The organism is Streptomyces aquilus (assembly GCF_003955715.1).
In the GTDB taxonomy this organism is placed as follows: domain Bacteria; phylum Actinomycetota; class Actinomycetes; order Streptomycetales; family Streptomycetaceae; genus Streptomyces; species Streptomyces aquilus.
Window position 1 is genome coordinate 9642439 of record NZ_CP034463.1, and the last position, 22646, is coordinate 9665084.

A 22646-nucleotide genomic window follows, 5' to 3' on the forward strand; every position below is an offset into this window, starting at 1 on the left:
GCGGCGGGTGGGGGCGACTCGGGTGGACGATCGTGAGACCGGCGATCCCAGAGCGCTGTTCGCGGCAGCGCTGACCCGGCTGCGCCGGCGGGTGCCGGACGTGTCGGACGAGACCCTGGCCCGGCGGGCCGGCGCCGTGGTGCTGCCGTCCGGGCGCCGGGTCGCCATCAACGCGCGCAGGCTTGGCGAATGGGTCAACGGCCAGTCGGTGCCGCGCAAGTTCGAAGCCGTCATGGTGTTGATACAGGCCGTCGAGTGGACAGCCGGAGGCGCGTCCGCCGAACAGCCCACGGTGGCGCACTGGCAGCAACTGTGGCGTGCCGCGCGGGATTACCGGAGCAGTCCCGACCGGAGCAGTCCCGCCCCGGGACAGCCCCCGCAGCCTCGGTCGCGGATCGTGATCGGCCGTCCGCCGAGTGATGCCGCCGCGCTGCGGCGGCGCGACGGGTTGGCCGACAGCATCGACGCGGCCATGCGAGACGCATCCGTCCGGCAGATCCTGCTCACGGGCGCGGGCGGCGTCGGCAAGTCACAACTGGCCACGGCGGCGTTCCACCGTGCCATGCAGCGGGCCGAGATCCTGCTCTGGGTGCCCGCGGGCGACCGCCTCTCGGTGCTGGGCAGTTACGCCCGTGCGTGGCGGGCGCTGACCGGGGTGCGCGTCACGGGCGGCGAGGAGGAAGCCGCGCTGCCCGGCATCGACCGCGGCGGGGACGACGAGACCCAGGCTGACCTGTTCCTGAACTGGCTGAGATCGACCGCCACGCCCTGGCTCGTGGTCCTCGACGACATCGACGACCCGGGCGAACTGGGCGGGCTCTGGCCTGCCGGAGACGCCGGTCGGACCGTACTGGTCACCCGTCGCCGGGACGCCACGCTGCTGCGCCCGGGCGTCCGGATGATTCCCGTCGGCGTGTTCACCGCCGACGAGGCCATTGCCTACCTGGCCGACCGGCTGCTGCTCGACCTGGGGCCGGCGGCCGGGCAGCACGGGTCCCCGGCGCACCGTCGCGAGGATCTGGCGGCCCTTTCCGCAATGCTGGACCACTTTCCGCTCGCCCTGTCCCAGGCGGCCGCCTTCCTCATCGACACAGGCATGGACCTGCCCGCGTACCTGAGTCTTCTGGCCGACCGGCGGGAGAGCGTCGCCGGTCTGCTCCCGCCCTCCTCCCCGGCGGACGAGCACGGCGGCACGGTGACGGGCACTCTGCAACTCGCCCTGGGGCGGGCGGAGTTGCTGGCACCTCCCGGGTCCGTCCGTGCCATGCTCGAACTGATCTCGATGCTCGCGCCCGAGGGCATTCCCGACGCGGTGCTGCTCGGTACGGCGGCGCGCGACTGGCTCGGCGCCGGCCCCGTCCCGGAACGGGCCGCCTTGCTGGCGTTGCGAGCACTGCATCGGTTGAGTCTGGTCACCCACCATGGACCGGCCGGCCCGGCGGTCGTCGACGTGCACTCCCTCGTCCAGCGCGCCATCCGCGACGACGTACCCCCCGAACGCCGTGAACGGCTCGCCACGGCCGCGGCCGACGCGCTGGAGGAGGTGTGGTCCGCGCCGGACTGCGAGCCGGAGACGGAGACCGTCCTCTATCGCAGCGCCGAAGTGCTGCTGGCGCGCGCCGACGGCCACCTCTGGCGCGCTGGTGGCCTGCATCCCCTGCTCCGCCGGTTCGGGCGGCATCTGACCGCTGTTGGCCGCCCCGCCGCTGCGCGGGACATGGCCCAGAGGCTGGCCGACCAGGCCCGGGGACGGCTGGGCGACGGGCACCGGGATGTTCTGACGCTGAGGGCGCAGGCGGCCCAGGCGGAGGGGGACCTCGGGGGCACCGCGGCGGCACTCCGGTCGCTGGGGAGGATACGACGCGAGGCGGAAGACAGCCTCGGCCGTACGGACCCGGACACGCTGTTCATCCGACTCCAGGAGGCGCGCTTCCGGATGGAGTCGGGTCTCATCGATGCCGCGCTGGCCGACTTCGTCGCCCTGGCCGCCGAGGCGCGGGGGACGCTCGCCGCCGGTGACCCGCTGGTGACCGACGCCGACGACCATGTCGCGCTGTGCCGCGGGCTTTCCGGGGACGCCCGAGGCGCGCGCGACGGGTACGCCGCGATCGCCCTCGCACTGGAACGGGAGCTCGGGCCACGCCATCCGAGGACATTGACGGTCCTCACCAACCTGAGCCGGTGGATCGGGGAGACGGGCGATGTGCGGCTCGCCGTGACCACCCACCAGCAGGCGGTGGACGGCTTGGCCTCCGCCCTCGGCCGGCTGCACCCCGAGACCCTCATAGCCCGGCACAACCTGGCCTACTGGCACGGAATCGCCGGTGAACCCGGCGCGGCGGCCGAGCAGTTGGTCACCGCCGCCGACGACGCCGAACTCGCGCTCGGCGCCGAGCACCCCACGACCCTGACCTGCCAGGTCAACCTGGCGTACTGGCGAGGTGTCGCCGCCGACACCGCTGCCGCGCTGCGCAGCCTGGAGGAGCTCAGGCCCACCCTCGAACGGGTACTGGGCGCCGACCACCCGCGCACCCTGCGGGCCCGGCAACAGCAGGCGGAACTCCTGTACCGCCGTGGTGACCACACCACGGCCGCGGAACGGCTCACCACCCTGCTGACCGACATGGTCCGGATCCAAGGCGCCAACCATCCACGTACCCGAGAGGCCGAGCGACTGCTGGCGCGGTGGTCGCGGGAACAGGTCGCCGCGGTCTCGCGGCAAGAACTCAACGTGACAGAGAAGGCGTCGGCCGCCCCCGACGCAGAGTCCTGACCATCGCGCCGCCCGCCACGGCGGCGACCGTGCCGCCGATCGCCACCGAGATGTTGAGCCGCTCGCGATCCTGGATGCCGCGGAGGTCGTCTCTCGCTCGCACCTCGTCCTCGGGCGAGAGCCGAAGGTCGTAGAGGCGATGTTCGGCGAGCTGCCGATCGTCCTTGTCCGCGTATGTCAGCAGACTCAGTACGGTGAACGCGACGCCCACCACGATCATGATGACGCCCACCACGGACATGGTCCTGCGCATGATGCCTCCTGATCGCGGCGGCCAGAAGGATGCCGCCGCTGTGCCGTGAGGCTGCCGAACCTAGAGCCGGTGCCCGTCCGCCGTCCTGCGCCGCACCCGCCAACCCCGGTATCGGTCCAGGTCAGCAACGGAACCGCGGTTCCCGCTCCGGCCCGGTGCGGGAACCTGTTCGTTCCGCGTGCAGCGTTGATGGACGACTTCCTAAATGAGTACTACTCATTTAGGAAGCAGTTCGCTGGACAGGCTGAACGGGATGCGGTCGGTAGTCGATCAATGTAGAGCTTCTACCTGGGGTTATTGGCTGCTCCGGCGGTGTGGACAGCGCCATGGCCGACGCATCCGCATGTCATCGGTGTTGCCTCGGTGAAAAATAAGTCTTCCTCTTGCCTTGACTGCCGTGCCTCGCTGCATCGATAAATACAACTCAAAGGAACGGGGTTTGGAGGAGGACACCACAGATGAGACCCATGAGACCCCTGCGCATCGGTACGGGGACGGTCAAGGCGCTCGCGGCGGCGGCTGTCGTCTTCGTGGCCGTGCTGCCCGCTCAACCCGCCTACGCGGCCACGACGAACTTCTACGTCGACCCCGTCAACGGCAGTGACAGCAACTCAGGAACCAGCCCCGCCACGGCGTTCAGGACCATTACGGCCGCCAAGGCCGCGGTGCGAACCGTGAACGCGAACATGTCCGACGACATCGTGGTGAACCTGCGCGGCGGCACCTACTCCCTCACCAGCCCGATCTCCTTCGGCACCGGCGACTCGGGCACGAACGGCCACACGGTCGTCTACCAGGCGTACAACGGTGAGACGCCCGTGATCAGCGGCGGCAAGGCGATCACCGGCTGGACGGCGGCCGCGAACGGCGAGTACAAGGCGTCCGTGGGCAGCCTCGACTTCCGGCAGCTGTACGTCAACGGAGTCCGCGCCACCCGGGCCCGCTACCCCGATGTCGGCTCGGACTTCCAGCTCCAGGGCAGCGACAAGAACAACAAGCTGCTGAAGGTGCTCAGTTCCCAGGTCTCCAACTGGGACCACCTGAACCAGGTCGAACTGATGCTGGAGACGCAGTGGGGCGAGAGCTACCTGCGGCTGAAGTCGATCAACACCGGCGGCGGCACCGCCGACGTGTCGATCCAGGACCACGAGGCGGGCATCCTGTTCCCCCGCCCCTTCCCGGTCCTCTCCGACGGCTCCCCTCTGCACTTCGAGAACGCCCACGAATTCCTCAACGAACCAGGCGAGTTCTACGTCGACACGGCCGCGCAGACCGTCTACTACAAGCCCCGCCCCGGCGAGGACATGTCCACGGCCGGCGTGCAGGCGCCCACGGCGCAGACGCTGTTCGACATCAAGGGCACCAGCCTCGACAGCCCCGCCCACGACCTGCGCTTCTCCGGGATCACCTTCACTCAGACCACCTGGACGGAGGCGACGAACAACGGCTACCTCAACGGCCAGGGCGGCCTCTACAACCTCTCGGCCGACACCTCCAACCACCAGTACGTCGGCCGTCCGCCCGCCGGGGTCCAGGCGTCGTACGCCGACCGCCTCTCCTTCACCGGCGACACCTTCACGCAGATGGGCGCCACCGCCCTCGACCTGCACCATGGCGTGCACGACAGCAGCGTGACCGGCAACCTCATCTACGACATCTCCGGCAACGGAATCATGGTCGGCAAGTTCTCCGACCCGACCGTGGAGATGCACACCGTCTACAACCCGCCCAGCTCACCGGCCGGCGAGGACGCCCGGGAGGTGGTCAAGAACGTCACCGTCAAGAACAACCTGATCACCCGGATCGGCGAGGACTACACGGGCACCGCGGGCATCGACGCGGGCTTCGTCAACAGCACCACCATCGACCACAACGACATCTCCGACGCCCCATGGGCCGCCATCTCACTGGGCTGGGGCTGGCAGTCGGCGGCCAACGCCGAAGGCAACAACAGCGTCAGCTACAACCGGATCGGCAATGTGATGAACCGGCTCTGCGACTCCGCCGGCATCTATCACCTCTCCAACGACCCGGGCACGGTCGTCAACGGCAACTACATCCACGACGTGCTGCGCACGCCGGCCGCCTGCGGATCGGCGGTGGCCGGCCTCTACACGGACGAGGGGTCGGACAACATGACCCTGTCGAACAACGTGTTGTCGCGCACGGACGGATTCATCAACCAGAACCGCAACGGCACCCACGTCACGCTCACCAACAACACGACGTCCGGCGACTCGGTGATCAAGGCCTCCGGTCTTGAGCCCGCCTACCAGGGACTGGCCGCCAAGCTCAACCTGGCCTACAACAAGCCGACTTCCGCGTCGTCCGTCTACGGTTCCGGCACGCCGGCCGCGAACGCCAACGACAACAACGGCTCGACCGGCTGGTCGCCGACCGGCAACGACAGCTCGGCCTGGTGGCAGGTCGACCTCGGGCAGGCCCACCAGCTCGGACAGTTCTCCCTGACCACCCGGCAGGACCTGGACCAGTCCGAGACCCGCGGCCACTTCGAGGTCCGGGCCTCCAACGACCCGTCCTTCGCCACCTACACCGTCATAGGACGCCAGACGGACAACCTGCCGCTCGCCGCGACACTCACGGGCGACATCGACGTCCGCCAGAAGTTCCGCTACGTACGGGTCGCCAAGACCGACGGCGCGTACTTCTACATCGCGGACTTCGGCGTACAGCAGGCCGGCGGGGCGCTGGAGGACGCGACCGGCACGCCGAACACCAACCCGTCGACGTACTACACGATCAAGAACGTCAACAGCGGACAGCTGATGGACGTCTCCGGAGGGTCCACCGCCGACGGCGCGAGCGTCATCCAGTGGCCGGGCAACGGTGGAGCCAACCAGCAGTGGAGCATCGTCCCGGTCAGCGGCCAGCTCTTCAGGATCGTGAACCGCAACAGTGGCAAGGTCCTGGACTTCGGCTGGGCCAGCCACTGGCGGGGGACCGCGGTGCAGCAGTACGGCTACAACGGCGGCAGCAACCAGCTGTGGTACTTCGAGCCGGTCAGCGGTGGGTACGTCATCCGCAACTTCGAGAGCAGGCAGGTCCTGGAGGTCGGTGGCGGGTCGACGGCCAACGGCGCCGCCATCAGCCAGTACATGTCCCTGAACCAGTCCAACCAGGCCTGGACGATCCAGTGACCGGGTGACCCGACGCCGAGCACAAGCCGGCGGGGCCGGAAAGCCATGGGCTCTCCGGCCCCGCCGCCTGTGAACTAGCCGGTGACGCGGGAGAAGGTCCACTGCTGGTTGGTGCTGCCCCTGTCGGAGTACTGGATCAGCGCGGCACCGTCGGCCGTACTGCCTCCGCTGACGTCGAGGACCTTGCCGCTGTTGCGGTTGACCACGAGGAACACGCCACCGGTCACGGGACGCAGCTGCCACTGCTGGCTGGCCCGGCCGTCGGCGGGCAGCTGCACGACTCGGGCGCCGTCCGCCGTCGAGGACCCCGCCACGTCGAGGACCTTGCCGCTGTTGACGCACATGATGGTGTGGAAGCCGTCGCCCGTGGACTGGAAGGCCCACTGCTGGTTCGGTACGCCCTTGTCGGGCCACTGGATCACGACGGCACCGTCCGCCTGGGAACCGCCGGACACGTCGGCGACCTTGCCGCTGCGCACACTGACGCACTTGTAGGCCCTGGTGGGTGCGATCGTGTACTGCACCGAGTCGAAGTCGACGTAGCCGGTGTTGTTGGGGTTGTACGTGTAGAGGCCGACCCGGTCACCGCGGTATCCACCCCAGGTGAGTTGGTAGGTGCCGCCGAAGGCCGTGTATGTGGCGCCGTCGAGGCTGTAGGAGAACTGGCTGACCCCGTTGACGTCCCAAGTGGTGCGCAGCCACACGGCGTTATGCGCGATCACCGGGCCGTCGGTCAGGGTGCCGCCGGAGTTGTGCGCGATCGTGGTGGTGGTCCCCCAGCGCCGCACGCCCAACCCGGCGTAGGTGGCCGCGTAGTGGCACAGCCCGGCGTGCTGGCCGTCTGCGAGGCCGGCCAGTTCCAGGCGGACCGTCACCGTCGCGCCGCCCGCCGTGCGCAGCACCCGCTGGGTGAGGGAGTTGCCGACCTTGGTCAGGTTGTCGGCCGCCAGCGGCGCGAACGCCTTCAGCCGCAGGTAGCCGGGGCGTTCGGTCAGCGACCAATAGCCCGCGCGCGGCTGGTAGTACCACTCCCACTGCGGCTTGATGCTGGTGCCGGTGAACAGGTCGCTGGTCACCACGGGGGGCAGGACGTCGACCGGCAGACCGGGCGTGCCGCCGGCGGGCACCTTGCCCGTCCACACCATGGTGCCGATGCCGTCCGCGCCCACCTGGCCCAGGATCGGCCAGCCGTCCACCCAGGTCACCGGCAGCAGCGACAGCGGCCGCCCCTCCCAGTCGCCGTGGCCGTGATGGGTCACGAAGTACCAGGTGCCGTCCGGGGTTTGCACGAGCCCGCCCTGGTTGGGCTCGCGGTCCACCGAGGCGTTGACGTGTTCGAGCTGTTTGGTCTCGTAGGGGCCGTAGAGGTTGGAGCCGCGGTTCATCATCAGCACCCGGCCCTCGGACTTCACCTCGCTGTACAGGTGGTAGTAGACGCCGTTGATCTTGTACAGCTTGTTGGCCTCGCTGCCCGGCGACTGGTGGATGACGGTGGGAGAGCCGACCAGCGACTTGCCGTCCTCGGACAGCTTGAACAGGTTGATCTTGTAACCGTCCGAGTAGTGCGAGGTGACCAGGTAGCCCTGGCCGTCGTCGTCCCAGAACGGGCACGGGTCGTCCCAGCCGGAGGTCCGCCACACCGCCGTCGGCGGATCCCACGGCCCTTCCGGCGAGGCGGCCGAGGTCATGAAGAAGCCTTCGTCGGGAGTGTTGAAGTACACCCAGTACCGGCCCGCGTGGAAGCGGATGGCCCCGGCCCACACGCCACGGCCGTAGCGGTTCATCCGGTCCCAGTTCAGCAGGGGGCCGATCTGGGTCACATCACTGACCGCGCCGCCCAGCGTGCGCCAGTTGACCAGATCCTTCGAGTGCAGCACGGCCACGCCGGGCGAGTACCCGAACGTGCTGGTGATGCCGTAGTAGTCGGTGCCGACCCGGATGCAGTCCCAGTCGCTGAAGTCGCCCGGGAGGACGGGGTTGACGTAGGAGCCGTCGCCTTGGTCCCCCCACGTGCCGGCGGGAGGCACGGCTGCCGCGGCCCTGCCGGCGGGCAGCAGCCCCGGCAGCAGGAGAGCCCCGGTGCCGACCACGGCGAGCCGGCCGAGCTGTCTTCTGGTGATGTCCACGATGTCCGTCCTTGAGGGGAGTCAGTCCGCGCTCACGGCTTGCCACAGCTGGCTGTCGGCGTTCGTGTCGGTCGTCTGCACGAGCTGGGCGCCTGCTGCTGTGGAGGAGCCGGACACCGCGAGCAGCTTGCCGCTGTTCGCATTCTTGATCTTGTAGTAGCCGTTTCCGGCGGCCACCAGGGTCCAGTGCTGGCTCGCGGCGTTGTTGTCGGGCTGCTGGACGACGGTCGCGTCGTCGGCGGTGGAAGCACCGCTGACGTCCAGCAGTTGCCCGCTGTTCTGGTTGACGATCTCGTAGCTGCCGTCACCGACCGGGAACGACAGCCAGCGCTGGTTCTGCGCCGCGGTGTCGTTCCACTGGATGACGTTCGCCGCTGCCGCGGTCGATGCGCCCGAGACGTCGATCGTCTTGCCGCTGTTCTTGTTGAGGACCTTGTAGAGCACGCTCGGGGTGGGAAAGGGGAGGGCGGCGAACGCGTCCAGGGCGCAGACGGTGTTGGAAGAGGCCGTGTTCTTCGTTCCGGTGCACACGACCTTGATGGTGTGGGGACCCGCGGCGAGATCCGTCTTCTCGAACAGCAAGACCTGCTTCGTCACCGTCGAGGCATAGGCGTCGATGCCCGACTGCGCCAGGGTGCCGTCGATGTAGACGTCGACCTTGCCCATGTTCGGCTGCGTCATGCCGAGGTACCGAACGCCCGAGCCGGTGAAGGAGTACTGGACGGAGTCGCCCGCCCTGTTGGTGTAGCTCTCGGATCCCTTGAAGTCCCTGGAGTCGTTCCAGTTCGACCAGGGGGAGGAGTAGGTGAGGACGGAGTCCTTGTCGTCGACGTAGGTCCATCGCTGCCGGACGAACGACTTCGACGCGGCGGAGGCGTTCCCCTGGGCGTCCACGACGTAGAGGCGGTAGTCACCGGGCTTCGGCGGAACGGCGATGGTTGTCGCGGTTCCGGCCGCCTTCGTCATGGTGGGGCCGACGGCGAACGTCGTCGTACCGGCCGGAGCCAGCCACAGCGTCCTGGTCGCGTCACCGAGGGGGCGGACGGGGACGAACGACACGCCCTTGCCGGTGAACGTGCTGGCGGGCAGGGCGTAGTCCTGCAGACCCAGGTTGCTGCGGGGGACGAGGTCCTGGTAGGCGCCTTCGAGGCCCGCGTTCACGGCGATGCCGTACGCCTGCGACGGCCACACCTTGTCCGGGTACGCGCGCACGTCCTGAATGGTGCTGTTCGGGACGCTCTTGCTGAAGATCTTGTTGAGGGTGCCGTAGTTGTTGGTGAGGGTGAGGTCGTGCTGTCGGCCCCAGGTGCCGGAGTTGATGGTGTACGCGACGTTCGGGTCCACGTCGAGGACGTTGTCGTGTTCGTTGATGAAGGCGGAGCCTTCATCGGGGTGCAGGCCGTACTTGTGGCCGGCCGGAACGCCCTTGATGTAGTTGTTGCTGATCTCCGTTCCCGGTTGGCTGCCCAGCGTGTAGATGGGTGCGGAGTCGCCGAGCACCTGCATCGTGTCGAAGATCTCGTTGTACTTGATCGTGTTGTTCCTGGCCGTGGTGGTCGGGTTCCCGGGATTGACGGAGTTCGTCGAACCGTCGAAGTTCCACCATCCCCAGCCGAGGGTGATGCCCGCCCACGGGGACTTCTCGATCCGGTTGTGCTGCACGGACAGGGAGTCCACGAAGTACGCCGACACGGGACTCGACGCCTCGAACAACACGGCACTGTCGTGGAGGTAGTTGTCCGTGATCGATATGTTCTTGCAGAGTCCCTCGACGCTCACCGGGTACTTCTCGTTGTTGGTCGAGGTGTAGTCACCGATGTACACGTGCTGCGGGTGTCCCACGGTGAGGGCGGATCCGGCGACGTCGTTCGTGACGTTGCCGGTCAGCTGCGAGTCGGTCACGTCGTTGGCGAGGGTGATGCCGTCGGCGCCGGTGTGCTGAACGGTGTTGCGTGACAGGACGATCCCGTTGGCGTTCTCGATCTGGACGGCCGCGGGCGGCAGGTCGACATTGCGGTAGGTGTACGCGTGGAAGTTCTGCCGCGCGTACACGGTCGAGTCGGCGTTGCCCTGCGTTCCCTGCCGGAAGACGGAGCCCGCGACCTTGACCAGGTTCCAGTCGGAGTGCTCGACCGTGAGCCCGGAGAACGTGATGTTCCGGGCGTGGTTGGTCGTGGACGTACCGGCGACCTTCAGGAGAGTGGACACGTGGTTCGGCGCGAAGACATCCGCCGACGTCATGTCCTCGGAACTGGACTTGTAGTAATAGAGCGTGTGCTTCGTCCTGTCGAAGTAGAACTCGCCCGGCTGGTCCAGGAATTCGTACGCGTTCATGAACGTATGGCTGCCGCTCGCTTTGAACGGGCCGTACGGCGGCGCCTGAGCGATCGCCGCACCCGGCTGCTGGAACAGGGCCACGCGGTTGGCGCCGTCCGAACTGGTGGTGATCTGACGGACGCCCACGATGGCCGTGGTCCAAGTCGTCGCCGACTTGATCTCGACGTCGTCCTGGTTGGAGGTGACGGCGGGCAGGTCGGAGAGGCTGTACTTGGCCCCGTCGCACTGCGAACCCGACTCCCAGGCCCAGGGGGCCTGGCCGGCCGTCACGGTGTAAGTCCCATAACATCCAGCCGAGTTGATGGTCTTCGAGGCCATCTCGGCACGCTCGCCGTTCACGTAGAGCGCACGGAGCTTGTCGTCCCGGTCGAGGGTGGCCTTCCAGATGTTCCCGCTGTGCTGGGTCCAGCCGGTCACCTGAACGCCTCCGTCCAGGACCGGCTTCTCTCCCGGGTAGGCGGCGTACACGACATGGTGGCCCTTGGTGCCGGAGTCCGCCGACGTGAAGCCGATGGTGCTGCTCACCGGGTAAGTGCCGCCGCGGAGATAGACGTTGATGTCTCCGGTCATGTTGTCGTTGACCGTGCGCACGACGTCCCGGGCGTGCTGCAACGTCTTGAACGGTGCGGAAATCGTCCCGGCGTTGGCGTCGTCGCCGTCGGGAGCGACGTAGTACGTCGCCTGGGTCGCGGCCGAGGCCGGGGACGGTGTCGCGAGGGAGGTCAGCAGCACCGCGGAGAGAGCCGTCGCGAGTGCTGCTGAAATCGTGCGGGTGGGAGAGGCGGCAGGCTTCAACGTCTGCCCCTCCTGCGGAGGTTGCGGGCAGTCGGGATTGCGTTCATGCGGCGGCTCCGGAGGTGTTGTCAGTGGGGTGACACGGTCTTCAGCACGAGCGTTGGCGGTAGAAGACGGTCGCGGTGCCGGGCAGCACCGCCTGGATCTCGGTGGCGGCTCAGCTCCAGCTGCCCGCGAGGTTCGCGACCGGCCGACCGGACGACCATGCCGCTTGCTGTCGCGGAAGAAATTAGGCGTCTTATGGAGGGGGCCGTCAAGGGTTTGAGCGGCCTTCTTCCGTATGTGCTGCGGCTGGTGCCGCATATCAGCAGGGGTCATAACTCCCTATACCGCTTTATAGGCCGCTATTTTTACTGCAACTCTGTGTTGAGGCTTGCGCGAAATGAATACTACTCATCAGGTATCGGGGTACGATGAGACACGGCTCCCCATCGATCAACCGGCCTCGCAGCTGTCATCCCGAAGGCAGGTCACATGAACGACACACCGGCGCCCGAAGTCGCGTTGCCGACGCAGGTCTCTCCCGCTGCGGCAGTGACGGTGAGCGGCGCGGACGCTCGGCCTGGGTACCGGCCCACCTACGAGGTTGTGGCGGAGCGGATTCTCGAGTTCATCGCCGAGTCGCGTCTGGTGGCGGGCGACCGGATGCCCACGGAGAACGATCTGGCCCAGAGGCTGAACACCAGCAGGACCGTGGTACGGGAGGCCGTGAAGATCCTCTCGGCGCTCGGCCGGGTCCGGGCGCACAAGGGGCGTGGACTGTTCGTCGCGGACGACGAGGGCATGCTCATCACCAGCCGCTGGGGCGGCTTCTTCCGCCCGGTCGACCTCGATCACGTGTTCATGTTGTTCGAGTTCCGCAGGGTTCAGGAGATGGCCGCGAGCAGTCTGGCCGCCACCCGTGCCACGCCCGCGGAGCTGCGGACCATCGAGGTGGCCATGCAGCGGTGCCGGCACGGCTTCGTCCATGGTCAGGTCGACGAGTTCAACGAGGCGGACGAGGCCTTCCACGGGGCTGTGGCCACGGCCTCGCACAATGCCTTCCTCGTCAGCGCGGTGCGTGACGCGCGACGACTGCAGCGGCAGTCCAGCGCGATCGGGATCCATGACACGCTCGGTGAAGGTACCGAGTCCGCGGTCGTGGAACATGAGGTGATCTACCGGGCCATTCGCGACGGCCGGCCCGACGAGGCGGCCGAGGCTACGGCGGCACATCTCGACAGGACCCTGGAGGACTACCGGCGGGAGATCCAGCGGCGCCTGTTCGGATAGCTCGAGTTCGGCTCCCGCTCAGATGAAGTGCACGGCGGAGCCCCCGAGGCCGAGACCGCGCGTGAGAGCCACTCGCGTGCCCGACAGCCGCCTGCACCGCGGGACCCGGCGCAGGCGGCCGCGACACGGCCTGCGGTGGAGCGTCACCGTACGTCGTATCGGTCGATGACCAGCCAACTGCCTCCCGTCCTGGTCAGGGTGAGGGTGTGCCGTCCGAAGGGCAGGTCGCTGACGGAGTAGACGGTCTGCTGGGAATGGCGGCTCGCGGAGGACGCGTTGACGGTGCCCTGGGAGGCGCCGTTCGCGGGAGACCGCGATGGTGCCCTCGTCGGAGTTGGTCTCGGTGACGAGGCTGACCCCGGTACCGGTGAAGGTGACGGTGGCCGGGTCGCCGTCGGCTCTGGTGGCGTGGACGTCGTCCTTGTGATCGCTCAGACCGCGGTGGGCGGGATACGTCCAGGACCAGGACGAGCTGCCCTCGTCCTGGTACAGCTCGTCCTGGAGTCGCCGTTCGTCGGCAACGTGACGACGACGGACACCATCAGCGCAGTGTCAGGCTGCTGGCCGAGGACGCGCGGCCGGCCCACTGGCTGCGGCATGACCAGGCGCGGGTGGACTCTCGCAGTCTCCGGTAGGGGACCGGCGGGAACCGGGCGATGGGCTCATGGACCGACGCGGACATGACCGATTCGCGGCGTTCGCCGACCGCGCTCATGATCACCACGCGTATGGGGGGCGCGGGTTCAGCGCAGGAGCCGTGTGAGCCAGTCGGTGCGGGTGCGGCGGGCCGTGGTGGAGATGCGGGCTTGTGGGCAGAGGGCGTCGAAGCCGTGGAAGCCGCCCGCCCAGACGTGGAGTTCGGCCTGGCCGCCGGCCGCCCAGATGCGCGTGGCATAGTCGGTGTCCTCGTCGCGGAAGACCTCGGCGGAGCCGGTGTCGATGTAGGTGCTCGGCAGGTTGGAGAGGTCCTGGGCCAAGGCAGGCGACATGTAGGGGGAGACCTCGGCGTCGGTGAGGTCACCGATGAGCGAGCGCCATCCGAACGCGTTCATCTCGCTGGTCCAGACGCCGGGTGTGCCGGAGTACTGGCGGCTGGAGGTGGATGCGTTGCGATGGTCGAGCATGGGGCAGATGAGCATCTGCGCGGCGATCGCGGGGCCGCCGAGGTCGCGGGCCAGCAGACTCACGCCGGCCGCGAGGCCCCCTCCCGCGCTGACGCCCGCGACGATGATCCTGGCGGGGTCGATGCCCAGTTCGGCGGCGTGTTCGGCGACCCACAGCAGTCCTTGGTAGCAGTCGTCGACCGGGACCGTACCGGTGGCCTCCGGCGCGAGCCGGTAGTCGACGGAGACCACGACCGCGCCCAACCGGTCGAGCCACTCCAGCGGGATGTCGATCTGGGAGAAGCGGTCGCCCATGACCATCCCGCCGCCGTGCATCCAGTAGACGCAAGGGGCGGTGGTGCGGCGCGCGGCGGGCGAGGGACTGAGGACCGACAGAGGGATCGGGTCACCGTCCTTGGCCGGCACGGTGACCTCGCGCCGGTCGACCTGCCGGTGTGCGAGCAGGGAGTCGAGCGGCGTCGAGGGGAGTTGGCGCAGTTGGGCGAGAACTTCCGGCGTGAGCTCGGACATGAGAGGCATGTCGGCCAGGAGTTCACGCAGTTCGGGGTCCAGGGAAGGGCGTGCCATGGTCATGGTCGTCGTCTTTCGCAAGGTGGAGGACAGGCGGGGGGAGCGGGCGGGGACGGCCGATCGCGGGTTCACAGGGTGGCTTTGCCGCCGAGGGGGACGTGATCGGTGTACTCGGGCTCCCTGGCCAGCAGCGGGTCGATCTGCGCCACGATGGCCTGGGCGGCCTCACCGGCGAAGATCCGGTGGTGGTCCTCCTCGCTGGTCCAACCCTCGATGACGTGGACGACGTCGGGGTCGGACGCGGAGCGGGAGACGAGGTAGGCGACGCAGTGCTCGCTCGCGCCGGGGTTGCCCTCGTTCAGACCGGACAACAGCAGGTGGACCAACCGGTCCGCGGTCGCGGGCTTGGCGGTCAGGGTGACGCTGAAGCCGTACGTGGCGCTCATGGTCTTCCTCTCGGTCAGCGGTGGAGTGCGGTGATTCCATTCAACCGGTCTGACCTGCGGAAACGTTAGAACGATGCTCTCCTGCACTTGCACCATCCTCGCGAGTGCGGGAGCTGTGGCCCACCAGGGTGCTGCAATGGCCTCATGCCTCTCGAAGAGCTCCGAACTCTGCTCGCCCGGCACGCCGGGCCGGGATGGACCACCGCCATCGACGGCGTCCTCGTCTCCAAGGTCGACCGCCCCGACCCGCCGGCCCCGTCCATGACCGGCATGGTGCTCGCGGTCATCGCGCAGGGCGCCAAACGACTCGCTCTCGGCGACCGGGTCTACGAGTACGGTCCCGGGCAGTTCCTGGTCGCGTCCGTCGACCTGCCCGTCACCGGACAGTTCACCCAGGCCGCCCCCGAAGAGCCGGCCCTCGGCTTCGGACTCACGCTGGACCCGTCCGCCGTCGCCGAGCTGCTTCTCCAGGCCGGCCCCGGAGACACCCCGCGCACCGGCACGGGCGCGCCCTCGGCGATCGTCGTCAGCGATGCCCCGCCCGCGCTGCTCGACGCGGTGGTCCGGCTCCTACGACTGCTCGACGAGCCCCGCGACCGGGCCGTACTCGCACCACTCATCAAACGCGAGATCCTCTGGCGGCTCATCACCAGCGAGCAGGGGGCGACGGTCCGCCAGCTCGGCCTCGCCGACAGCAGCCTCAGCCATGTCTCCCGGGCCGTGCGCTGGATCCGCGAGAACTACGCGCAGCCCTTCCGTGTCGAGGACGTGGCCCGGATGTCGGGCTTGAGCGCCTCTGCCTTCTACCGCAACTTCCAGGCGGTGACCGCGATGAGCCCTATCCAGTTCCAGAAGCAGATCCGGCTTCAGGAGGCCCGGCTGCTGCTTGCCACGCACCCAGGCGACGTCACCGGAGTCGGCCAGCGCGTCGGCTATGACAACCCCTCCCAGTTCAGCCGGGAGTACCGCCGTCAGTTCGGCGCGCCGCCCAGCCGGGACGCAATGCGGCTGCGCGAGACCGTGCGCGCCCCCACCGGCGTCCTGCCCTGAGCGGCAAGGCAACCGCGCAGGAGGATCAGGCAAGGGGAAGCTAGGATAGTTCTATCGTTTTCGCAGGTCAGAGCGGTCCAATGGGATTGGCAGTTCTACAGCGGAGCAGGAAAGCGCACATGCTCCGCACCTCCCGTCACATCGCTGAGAGGCACACATGAAGACCGTTCTGATCACGGGTACGTCGTCCGGATACGGCCGGGCGACCGCCGTCCACTTCCACGCGCAGGGGTGGAACGTCATCGCCACGATGCGCACTCCCCGTAAGGGCGTCCTGCCCGAGTCGGACCGGCTGCGCGTCGTCCAACTCGACGTGACCGAGCCCGCGAGCATCACGGCCGCGCTGGAGGCGGCGGGACCCGTCGACGTCCTGGTCAACAACGCGGGCGTCCCGTCGATGGGCGTGTTCGAGGGCACCGCCATGGCCCGGGTGCGGGAAGTTTTCGAAACCAACACCTTCGGAGTGATGGCGGTGACACAAGCGGTGCTGCCCCAGTTCCGTGAGCGCGGCTCCGGGGTGGTGATCAACGTGACCTCCAGCGTGGTACTGGGCCACATGCCGCTCACAGCCGTCTACAAGGCGAGCAAGATGGCCGTCGAAGGGTTCACCGCGTCCCTCGCGCTCGAACTCGCTCCCTTCGGCGTCCAGGCGAAGACCGTCGAGCCGGGCGCCTGCCTGACGACGAACTTCGCAGCCAACGCAGCCAAGGCGGCGAGTGGGGCACCGCTGGACGAACTGATCCCGGCGCCCTACGCGCCATGGGCGCAAAAGGCCATGGTCGACTTCACGGCGCAGGACCTGTTCACCAAGGAGAGCGATGTCGCCGAAACCGTCTGGCGAGCCGTGCACGACACGACCGGCCAGCTGCGCTTCCCGGCCGGCCCCGACGCAGTCCGGCTCGCCCAGGCGAAGTGACCCCACGCGGGCACGTGATTCCCTGTGGCCTCTGTGCCCTGGCCAGGGCGGCTCATTGATGTGACCGAGGCCCGCGCCTCAAGCTGGGCAGCCCCCTGAACCGTCCCGCCGCCTGACGTCCCGCTGATCCACCTCCCGCGCGCCCGCCCGCACACGTCGAGCGGGCGTTCGGCCTTTCACCGTGCGGCCCTTCACCCGCCCCGTCTCCTTGCTCACCGCACCCCCTGGGCTCTCTTGCACCGGACCGGCCGATGCCTCTCGTGCCCGGCGTCGACCAGAGCTCGCCGGGGCCATTCGGCCCTTGTCGCCCCTCGGACGCGCCGACTTCACTGATCAAACGGCATCAGGGAGAGCAACGCCGTACGAGAACGCCGTACGGCGAGGAAGCGAGCGGAGAGATGATCGCGACGGTGGGCCACGCCGATCTGACCCCAGGGGCACTGAAGCTGGTGGAGGTCGAACTCGGGCCGGTACTGCAGCGGTTGCCCCGGCGGATGCCGGTGGTGGTGCGGGCGGGCGCCGGGGCGCCGGTCGCCGTCGGACGGGCCGTGCGTGCCGAGGGTCGGGAACTGATCGTGGTGATGCCCGCACCGGGGACGGCGCCCACGGTGTCGTCGGCGGATGACCGGACGGCCGTCGGTGAACTGCTGTGCCTCGCCGAGCAGGTGCGCCTGCTGGCGTACGACCCGGCCGTCCGCGACGCCTGCGTCGGCGCGGACGAGCGGATCATCGCGGGCTGCCGGCGCCTGTTGGCCGTCTGGGACGGCTCACCGTCCAACGGCCGTGATGCCACCGCCCACTTGGTGGCTTACGCCAGGGCCCGGGGCCTTCCGGTCGAGGTGCTGTGGCCGGAGGGAGCCGCGCGGCAAGCGATACCCGGCACGCCGCGCACCCCACCGCGGCTGCCGACCGCGTGACGTCCCCTGCTCATAACCCGGCGCGGCCCCGGCCCACCCGGACACCATCGAGGCGGAACCTTTCCCATGACCAGCAGTACCACCCCCACCGTGCACGACTTCGACGCCCGAGCCGGGAAAGGCGGCCAACGGGCGAAGCCCGTAACGGAGAGCACCATCGGCGCCTCCCGCCTCTTCGCCTGGCTCCTGATCGTCACCGGCGCCCTCGGGATCCTCGCCTCCTTCGTGATCACCATCGACAAGTTCCAGCTCCTTCAGGACCCGGACTTCGCGCCCTCGTGCAACCTGAGTCCGGTGCTGTCCTGCTCGAACGTGATGCGCAGTGACCAGGCAGGCGTGTTCGGGTTCCCCAACCCGCTGCTGGGCCTGCTTACTTACCCGGTCGTCGCCGCCGTCGGCCTCGCCCTGCTGGCCGGGGCGCGCTTCCGGCGCTGGTTCTGGCTCGGACTGAACGCCGGCACGTTGCTCGGCGCGGGCTTCTGCATGTGGCTGATGACGCAGGCGCTGTACGAGATCGGCGCGCTGTGCCTGTGGTGCTGCCTGGCCTGGGCGGTCACCATCGCGATGTTCTGGTACGTCACCGTGCACAACCTCCGGCACGGCGTCATCCGGGCTCCGCGCGTTCTGGTCGCCGGGGTGCGGGAGTTCCACTGGGCGGTGCCGACCGCCTGGTACCTGAGCATCGTCATGCTCATCGCCACCCGCTGGTGGGACTACTGGCAGACAGTGCTCTGAAGCGGTGCGGCCCACCGCGTCCGGGCTGGCGAAGAGGGACCGTTGGGCCCAGAACACGGGCCTCCACAGGGACTGTTCGGCCCTATCCGCACCCCATGGCCCACCGCAGATCATGAGGCGGCGGCCGGGAAGGGCCAGGTCCGTTCCCGTACCCACAGCACTTCCCGGCCCGTCGACGACACCTGCGCGATGGGGAGGACACCGTCCGGTGGACGAGGCACAGATGGATCAGATGGAGACCGTACGGCCGAGCTCCGAGGTCACCACGGCCGCAGTGGCGGCAGGACGGGCCACCCGGCCGGCGTGGGTGGAGTGGCTGACGACCACCGACCACAAGAAGATCGGGACGATGTACCTGATCTCCGCGTTCGCCTTCTTCATCGTCGGCGGCGTCATGGCCCTGATGATGCGCGCCGAACTCGCCAGGCCCGGACTGCAGATCATGTCCGGCGAGCAGTTCAACCAGGCGTTCACCATGCACGGCTCGATCATGCTGCTGATGTTCGCGATGCCGCTGTTCACCGGGTTCGCCAACTGGATCATGCCGCTGCAGATCGGCGCGCCGGACGTCGCCTTCCCCCGGCTGAACATGCTGGCCTACTGGCTGTTCCTCTTCGGCTCGTCGATCGCCGCGTTCGGTTTCCTCACCCCGGGCGGAGCCGCCGACTTCGGCTGGTTCCTGTACGCGCCGCTCTCCGACGCCGTCCACTCGCCGGGACTCGGGGCCGATCTGTGGATCATGGGGGTGGCGCTGTCCGGCTTCGGCTCGATCCTCGGAGCCGTCAACTTCATCACCACGATCATCTGTATGCGAGCCCCCGGTATGACCATGTTCCGGATGCCGATCTTCACCTGGAACGTGTTGCTGACCGCACTCCTGGTCCTGATCGTCTTCCCGGTGCTGGCAGCCGCGCTCTTCGCGCTGGAGGCGGACCGTGAGTTCGGCGCCCAGGTCTTCGACGCGGCCAACGGCGGAGCGCTGCTGTGGCAGCACCTGTTCTGGTTCTTCGGGCACCCCGAGGTGTACATCCTGGCGCTGCCGTTCTTCGGGATCGTCTCCGAGGTGATCCCGGTCTTCGCCCGCAAGCCGATGTTCGGCTACATGGGGCTCATCGGGGCCACCATCGCCATCGCCGGTCTGTCGGTGACCGTGTGGGCGCACCACATGTACGTCACCGGCGGCGTACTGCTGCCCTTCTTCTCCTTCATGACGTTCCTGATCGCGGTGCCGACCGGCGTGAAGTTCTTCAACTGGATCGGCACGATGTGGAAGGGCTCGCTGTCCTTCGAGACGCCGATGCTGTGGACCACGGGCTTCCTGATCACCTTCCTGTTCGGCGGCCTGACCGGCGTGATCCTGGCCTCACCGCCGATGGACTTCCATCTCTCCGACTCCTACTTCGTCGTCGCGCACTTCCACTACACGGTGTTTGGCACGGTTGTGTACGCGATGTTCGCCGGATTCCACTTCTGGTGGCCCAAGTTCACCGGCAAGATGCTCGACGAACGGCTCGGGAAGATCACCTTCTGGACGCTCACGGCCGGCTTCCACCTCACCTTCCTCGTCCAGCACTGGCTGGGCGCCGAGGGCATGCCGCGCCGCTACGCCGACTACCTGGCCGCCGACGGCTTCACGGCCCTCAACTCCCTGTCCACGATCGGGGCCTTCCTGCTGGGGCTGTCGGTCCTGCCGTTCCTCTACAACGTCTGGAAGACCGCCAAGTACGGTAAGAAGGTCGAGGTCGACGACCCGTGGGGCTACGGCCGCTCGCTGGAATGGGCCACCTCCTGCCCGCCGCCGCGCCACAACTTCCGCACCCTGCCCCGGATCCGGTCCGAGTCCCCGGCGTTCGACCTGCACCACCCCGAGACCGCCGAACTCGACACGGCGGGCTGAACCGTGACCTGTCTTCTGGGGCTCGGCATCGCACTGGTGACCGTTTCCGGCTGCGTCTGGTATCTGCCGGCCCTCGCCGACCTGCGCGCGGGAGACGACCGCCCCCGCTTCCGCCGAACGGCGGCCGAGGCGTGTCTGACGGGCTGGATCACGGCAGGGACCGTGGCGCTGCTGCTCCTCGCGGACGTGATCTGGCCGGTGTCGTGCGCGGCGGCCGCGGCGGGCGCCGTCGGCACCGCCGTGCTCCGGGTCCGTGCCGCAGCGCAACACCGGGTCGAGGCACGGGAGGTCGCCCGTCACTGGTCGACTCTGGAACCCACCCCGCCGCGGCACGGCCGGTCGCAGGTCCGTACGGAGCCCGCCTTCGCCGCCCTGGTCGCCGCCGGGGTGGTTGGCGCCCTCATCGCGAAGGCCCTTCTCATGGCCGCCGGGCCGGACGACGGGTGGCGGAGGCTGGCGGCCACCACTGCCCCTGCCGCCGTCCTCGGTGTCTTCCTCATCCTCGCCGCCGTGTACGCCCACATGGCCCGCCACCACACCACGAGGGACCGTACGCGACCCCCCAGGTAGGGGGGTTGCCGGCTCCCCGAGGGGCGCAGCGAGAGCTGGTCTGTGAGGCGCGATGTCTGTGTGGCCGCGAGGACGAACGCCGCTTCCGGCGCGACCAGACGGATGCCGGAAGCGGATGGAGACCCGGGAATGGTCAAGACGGCGTCTCACCGTCGGCTCGCTGCTGTGTCGCCTCCGCCGGTTCAGAGCCGCCCATGTCCAGCCGGAACGGCGGATACGTGTCCGTCATCAGCGCGGCGTAGGCGGCGACCCGCAGGACCCACCGGTTCAGGCCCAGGACCAGGTCGAACAGGCTCCGGGGGTACTTCTGGGTGACGGCCAGGGTCACGCCGGCGATGACGGTCAGCACGGAGACGAGTCCGCCGGACCACCAGCCGAGACGGAAGCCGCCGAGGAAGAAGCCGATGACGACGTAGTGCGGGATCGCCAGCAGCCACCACTTCACCAGCACCAGACCGCGCGAGAGGCGCTCGGGGTAGGCGATGTCCAGCCGGGCGGGATATTCCGGCTCCTCACCCAGGCTGAAGGGCGGGTAGCGGTCGGTGCCCAGGGCGTTGTACGAGTAGAAGGCGACCCGCCAGCTCCAGCGCAGCACACCCAGGTTGTAGTCGAACAGCGAGCGTGGGTAGCGCCCGGTGAACAGGATGCCGAAGAACGCGATGACGCTCACCAGGGCGAAGCCGATCCAGAGGAAGACCAGCACCACGTAGTGCGGGATCACGAGGATCCACTTCACCAGCCACAGCCATCGCGACAGTGGAGTGTCGAGCACCGCGACGACCCGGACCGGACGGTCCGTGAATCCTGCCAGGGTTGTCATGGCGATCAGCTCCTTCATCGCGCGGCCAACGCCCTCGGACAGGGCCCGTCACCAGCGTGACGGCCGGGCCGACGCGGCCACGAGGGCCGACCGGGGGCGAACGCCGGGCCATCGGTCCCGGATATGTTCGGCGAACGCGACAGACGGGTGTCCCCGGGGTGCCGTCAGTGGTTCCCCGCGCTGGAACGGGCCGCCCAGGAGCAGTGTGGACGGAGTGCGCCGTCGAGCGCCTCGGACGCCTGCCGGAGCCTGCCTGACACGGACATCAGGAGGCGCTGTCCGTCATGAGTGGTTGCCACTGCCATGGAGACCGTACAGGTCGAGAAGTCGGACGCGGGCCGCGTGCAGCCGGTGGGCGACCACTCGGCCGACCCAGACCGCGACCGCTCGGCCGAACTCCGGGTCGGCGGCGCACATCTCCCGCACGGCGAGCGCGTCGAACTCCCAGGCCCGTACTGGATGCGTGACCTGCGCGCCGAACTGCCAGACGTAGGGCGGGAAATGCCAGGACCAGCCGATCAGTTCACCGTGCCCGAGCGATTCGATGACGGGTGACCGACGACCGGGCACGTACAGATCGAGGGCGACGACACCGGTCCGCACGATCCACAGCCGGTCGGCTCGCCGGCCCTCCTCGAACAGGCGGGTGCCCGTGTCGAAGGAGACCTCGCGGGCGATGCCCATCAACCGCTCCCGGTGCTCGGCCGGGAGGATCGAGTCCATGAGGGTGATAGAGGTCATCGTTCCTCTTCCCTTCGTTCGCGTTAGCTGCGGCCCAATCGGGTGCCGAGTTGGTGTGCGAGTCCGCGGCAGCTTTTTCTGAATGCCGGGGCGTCCGGTTCCGTTGGGCTGACGTCAGTTCGTCGCGGGGCGGTGAGGGCTCAGGTTCGGGCCATGGCGTCGGACCTCGTCCTGTCCCGGACGGCGGTTGTGTGACTTGCTGTCAT

Annotated in this window: 16 protein-coding genes; 9 read left to right on the forward strand and 7 right to left on the reverse strand. The window is 68.5% G+C overall.

Annotation, left to right across the window (positions count from 1 at the left end; genetic code table 11):
• Positions 1 to 22 precede the first annotated feature (22 nt).
• On the forward strand, positions 23 to 2773 hold the full coding sequence (locus EJC51_RS44180; protein WP_126276270.1) for a tetratricopeptide repeat protein: 2751 nt from the start codon (positions 23 to 25) through the stop codon (positions 2771 to 2773).
• Here the strand turns inward: EJC51_RS44180 and EJC51_RS44185 are convergent.
• On the reverse strand, positions 2727 to 3026 hold the full coding sequence (locus EJC51_RS44185) for a hypothetical protein (protein ID WP_126276271.1): 300 nt from the start codon (positions 3024 to 3026) through the stop codon (positions 2727 to 2729). The two genes, EJC51_RS44180 and EJC51_RS44185, sit on opposite strands and share 47 nt — an antisense overlap.
• 458 nt (positions 3027 to 3484) lie before the next feature.
• Here EJC51_RS44185 and EJC51_RS44190 point away from each other — a divergent pair, with 458 nt between their 5' ends.
• Positions 3485 to 6184 carry an RICIN domain-containing protein gene (locus EJC51_RS44190; protein ID WP_244363174.1) on the forward strand — a complete coding sequence of 900 codons (2700 nt, stop codon included), beginning with the start codon at positions 3485 to 3487 and terminating at the stop codon, positions 6182 to 6184.
• Positions 6185 to 6258: 74 nt separating this feature from the next.
• Here the strand turns inward: EJC51_RS44190 and EJC51_RS44195 are convergent, their stop codons facing one another.
• Both EJC51_RS44195 and EJC51_RS44200 read right to left on the reverse strand, forming a co-directional pair.
• Positions 6259 to 8310 (reverse strand): family 43 glycosylhydrolase, encoded by a 2052-nt coding sequence (locus EJC51_RS44195; protein ID WP_126276272.1) that lies wholly within the window; start codon positions 8308 to 8310, stop codon positions 6259 to 6261.
• A gap of 21 nt (positions 8311 to 8331) precedes the next feature.
• On the reverse strand, positions 8332 to 11442 hold the full coding sequence (locus EJC51_RS44200; RefSeq protein WP_126276273.1) for an RICIN domain-containing protein: 3111 nt from the start codon (positions 11440 to 11442) through the stop codon (positions 8332 to 8334).
• A 474-nt stretch (positions 11443 to 11916) separates the two neighbouring features.
• On the opposite strand from EJC51_RS44200, the gene EJC51_RS44205 reads away from it, so the two are divergent.
• Positions 11917 to 12714: a FadR/GntR family transcriptional regulator gene (locus EJC51_RS44205; protein WP_126276274.1), complete on the forward strand. Its 798-nt coding sequence runs from the start codon at positions 11917 to 11919 to the stop codon at positions 12712 to 12714.
• A gap of 743 nt (positions 12715 to 13457) precedes the next feature.
• On the opposite strand, the gene EJC51_RS44210 is transcribed toward EJC51_RS44205, so the two are convergent.
• Entirely contained in the window at positions 13458 to 14411 is a 954-nt protein-coding gene (locus tag EJC51_RS44210) for an alpha/beta hydrolase (RefSeq protein ID WP_126276275.1), read from the reverse strand.
• A gap of 65 nt (positions 14412 to 14476) precedes the next feature.
• Positions 14477 to 14794: a putative quinol monooxygenase gene (locus EJC51_RS44215; RefSeq protein WP_126276276.1), complete on the reverse strand. Its 318-nt coding sequence runs from the start codon at positions 14792 to 14794 to the stop codon at positions 14477 to 14479.
• Between the two features lie 144 nt (positions 14795 to 14938).
• Between EJC51_RS44215 and EJC51_RS44220 the strand changes: the two genes are divergently transcribed.
• The 6 genes from EJC51_RS44220 to EJC51_RS44245 all read left to right on the forward strand — a co-directional run bounded on the left by EJC51_RS44220 (position 14939) and on the right by EJC51_RS44245 (position 20879).
• Complete coding sequence (locus EJC51_RS44220) at positions 14939 to 15844, forward strand: AraC family transcriptional regulator (RefSeq protein ID WP_126276277.1); 906 nt, start codon at positions 14939 to 14941, stop codon at positions 15842 to 15844.
• A gap of 157 nt (positions 15845 to 16001) precedes the next feature.
• Positions 16002 to 16760 (forward strand): SDR family oxidoreductase, encoded by a 759-nt coding sequence (locus EJC51_RS44225; protein ID WP_126276278.1) that lies wholly within the window; start codon positions 16002 to 16004, stop codon positions 16758 to 16760.
• Between the two features lie 398 nt (positions 16761 to 17158).
• The gene (locus tag EJC51_RS44230) at positions 17159 to 17677 is read left to right on the forward strand and encodes a hypothetical protein (protein WP_126276279.1); all 519 of its coding nucleotides are present in this window, start codon (positions 17159 to 17161) and stop codon (positions 17675 to 17677) included.
• Between the two features lie 66 nt (positions 17678 to 17743).
• Positions 17744 to 18412 (forward strand): vitamin K epoxide reductase family protein, encoded by a 669-nt coding sequence (locus tag EJC51_RS44235; protein WP_126276280.1) that lies wholly within the window; start codon positions 17744 to 17746, stop codon positions 18410 to 18412.
• A gap of 232 nt (positions 18413 to 18644) precedes the next feature.
• Positions 18645 to 20309, forward strand: coding sequence for an aa3-type cytochrome oxidase subunit I (ctaD, locus tag EJC51_RS44240; RefSeq protein WP_244363531.1), 1665 nt, complete (start codon positions 18645 to 18647; stop codon positions 20307 to 20309).
• Positions 20310 to 20312: 3 nt separating this feature from the next.
• A complete protein-coding gene (locus EJC51_RS44245) occupies positions 20313 to 20879 on the forward strand; it encodes a hypothetical protein (protein WP_126276282.1) in 567 nt (188 codons plus the stop codon).
• A gap of 133 nt (positions 20880 to 21012) precedes the next feature.
• Here EJC51_RS44245 and EJC51_RS44250 read toward each other — a convergent pair whose 3' ends face one another.
• Positions 21013 to 21699 (reverse strand): DUF4389 domain-containing protein, encoded by a 687-nt coding sequence (locus EJC51_RS44250; RefSeq protein WP_126276283.1) that lies wholly within the window; start codon positions 21697 to 21699, stop codon positions 21013 to 21015.
• Between the two features lie 282 nt (positions 21700 to 21981).
• Positions 21982 to 22440, reverse strand: a complete 459-nt coding sequence (locus EJC51_RS44255; RefSeq protein ID WP_126276284.1) for a Crp/Fnr family transcriptional regulator — start codon at positions 22438 to 22440, stop codon at positions 21982 to 21984.
• Positions 22441 to 22646 lie beyond the last annotated feature (206 nt).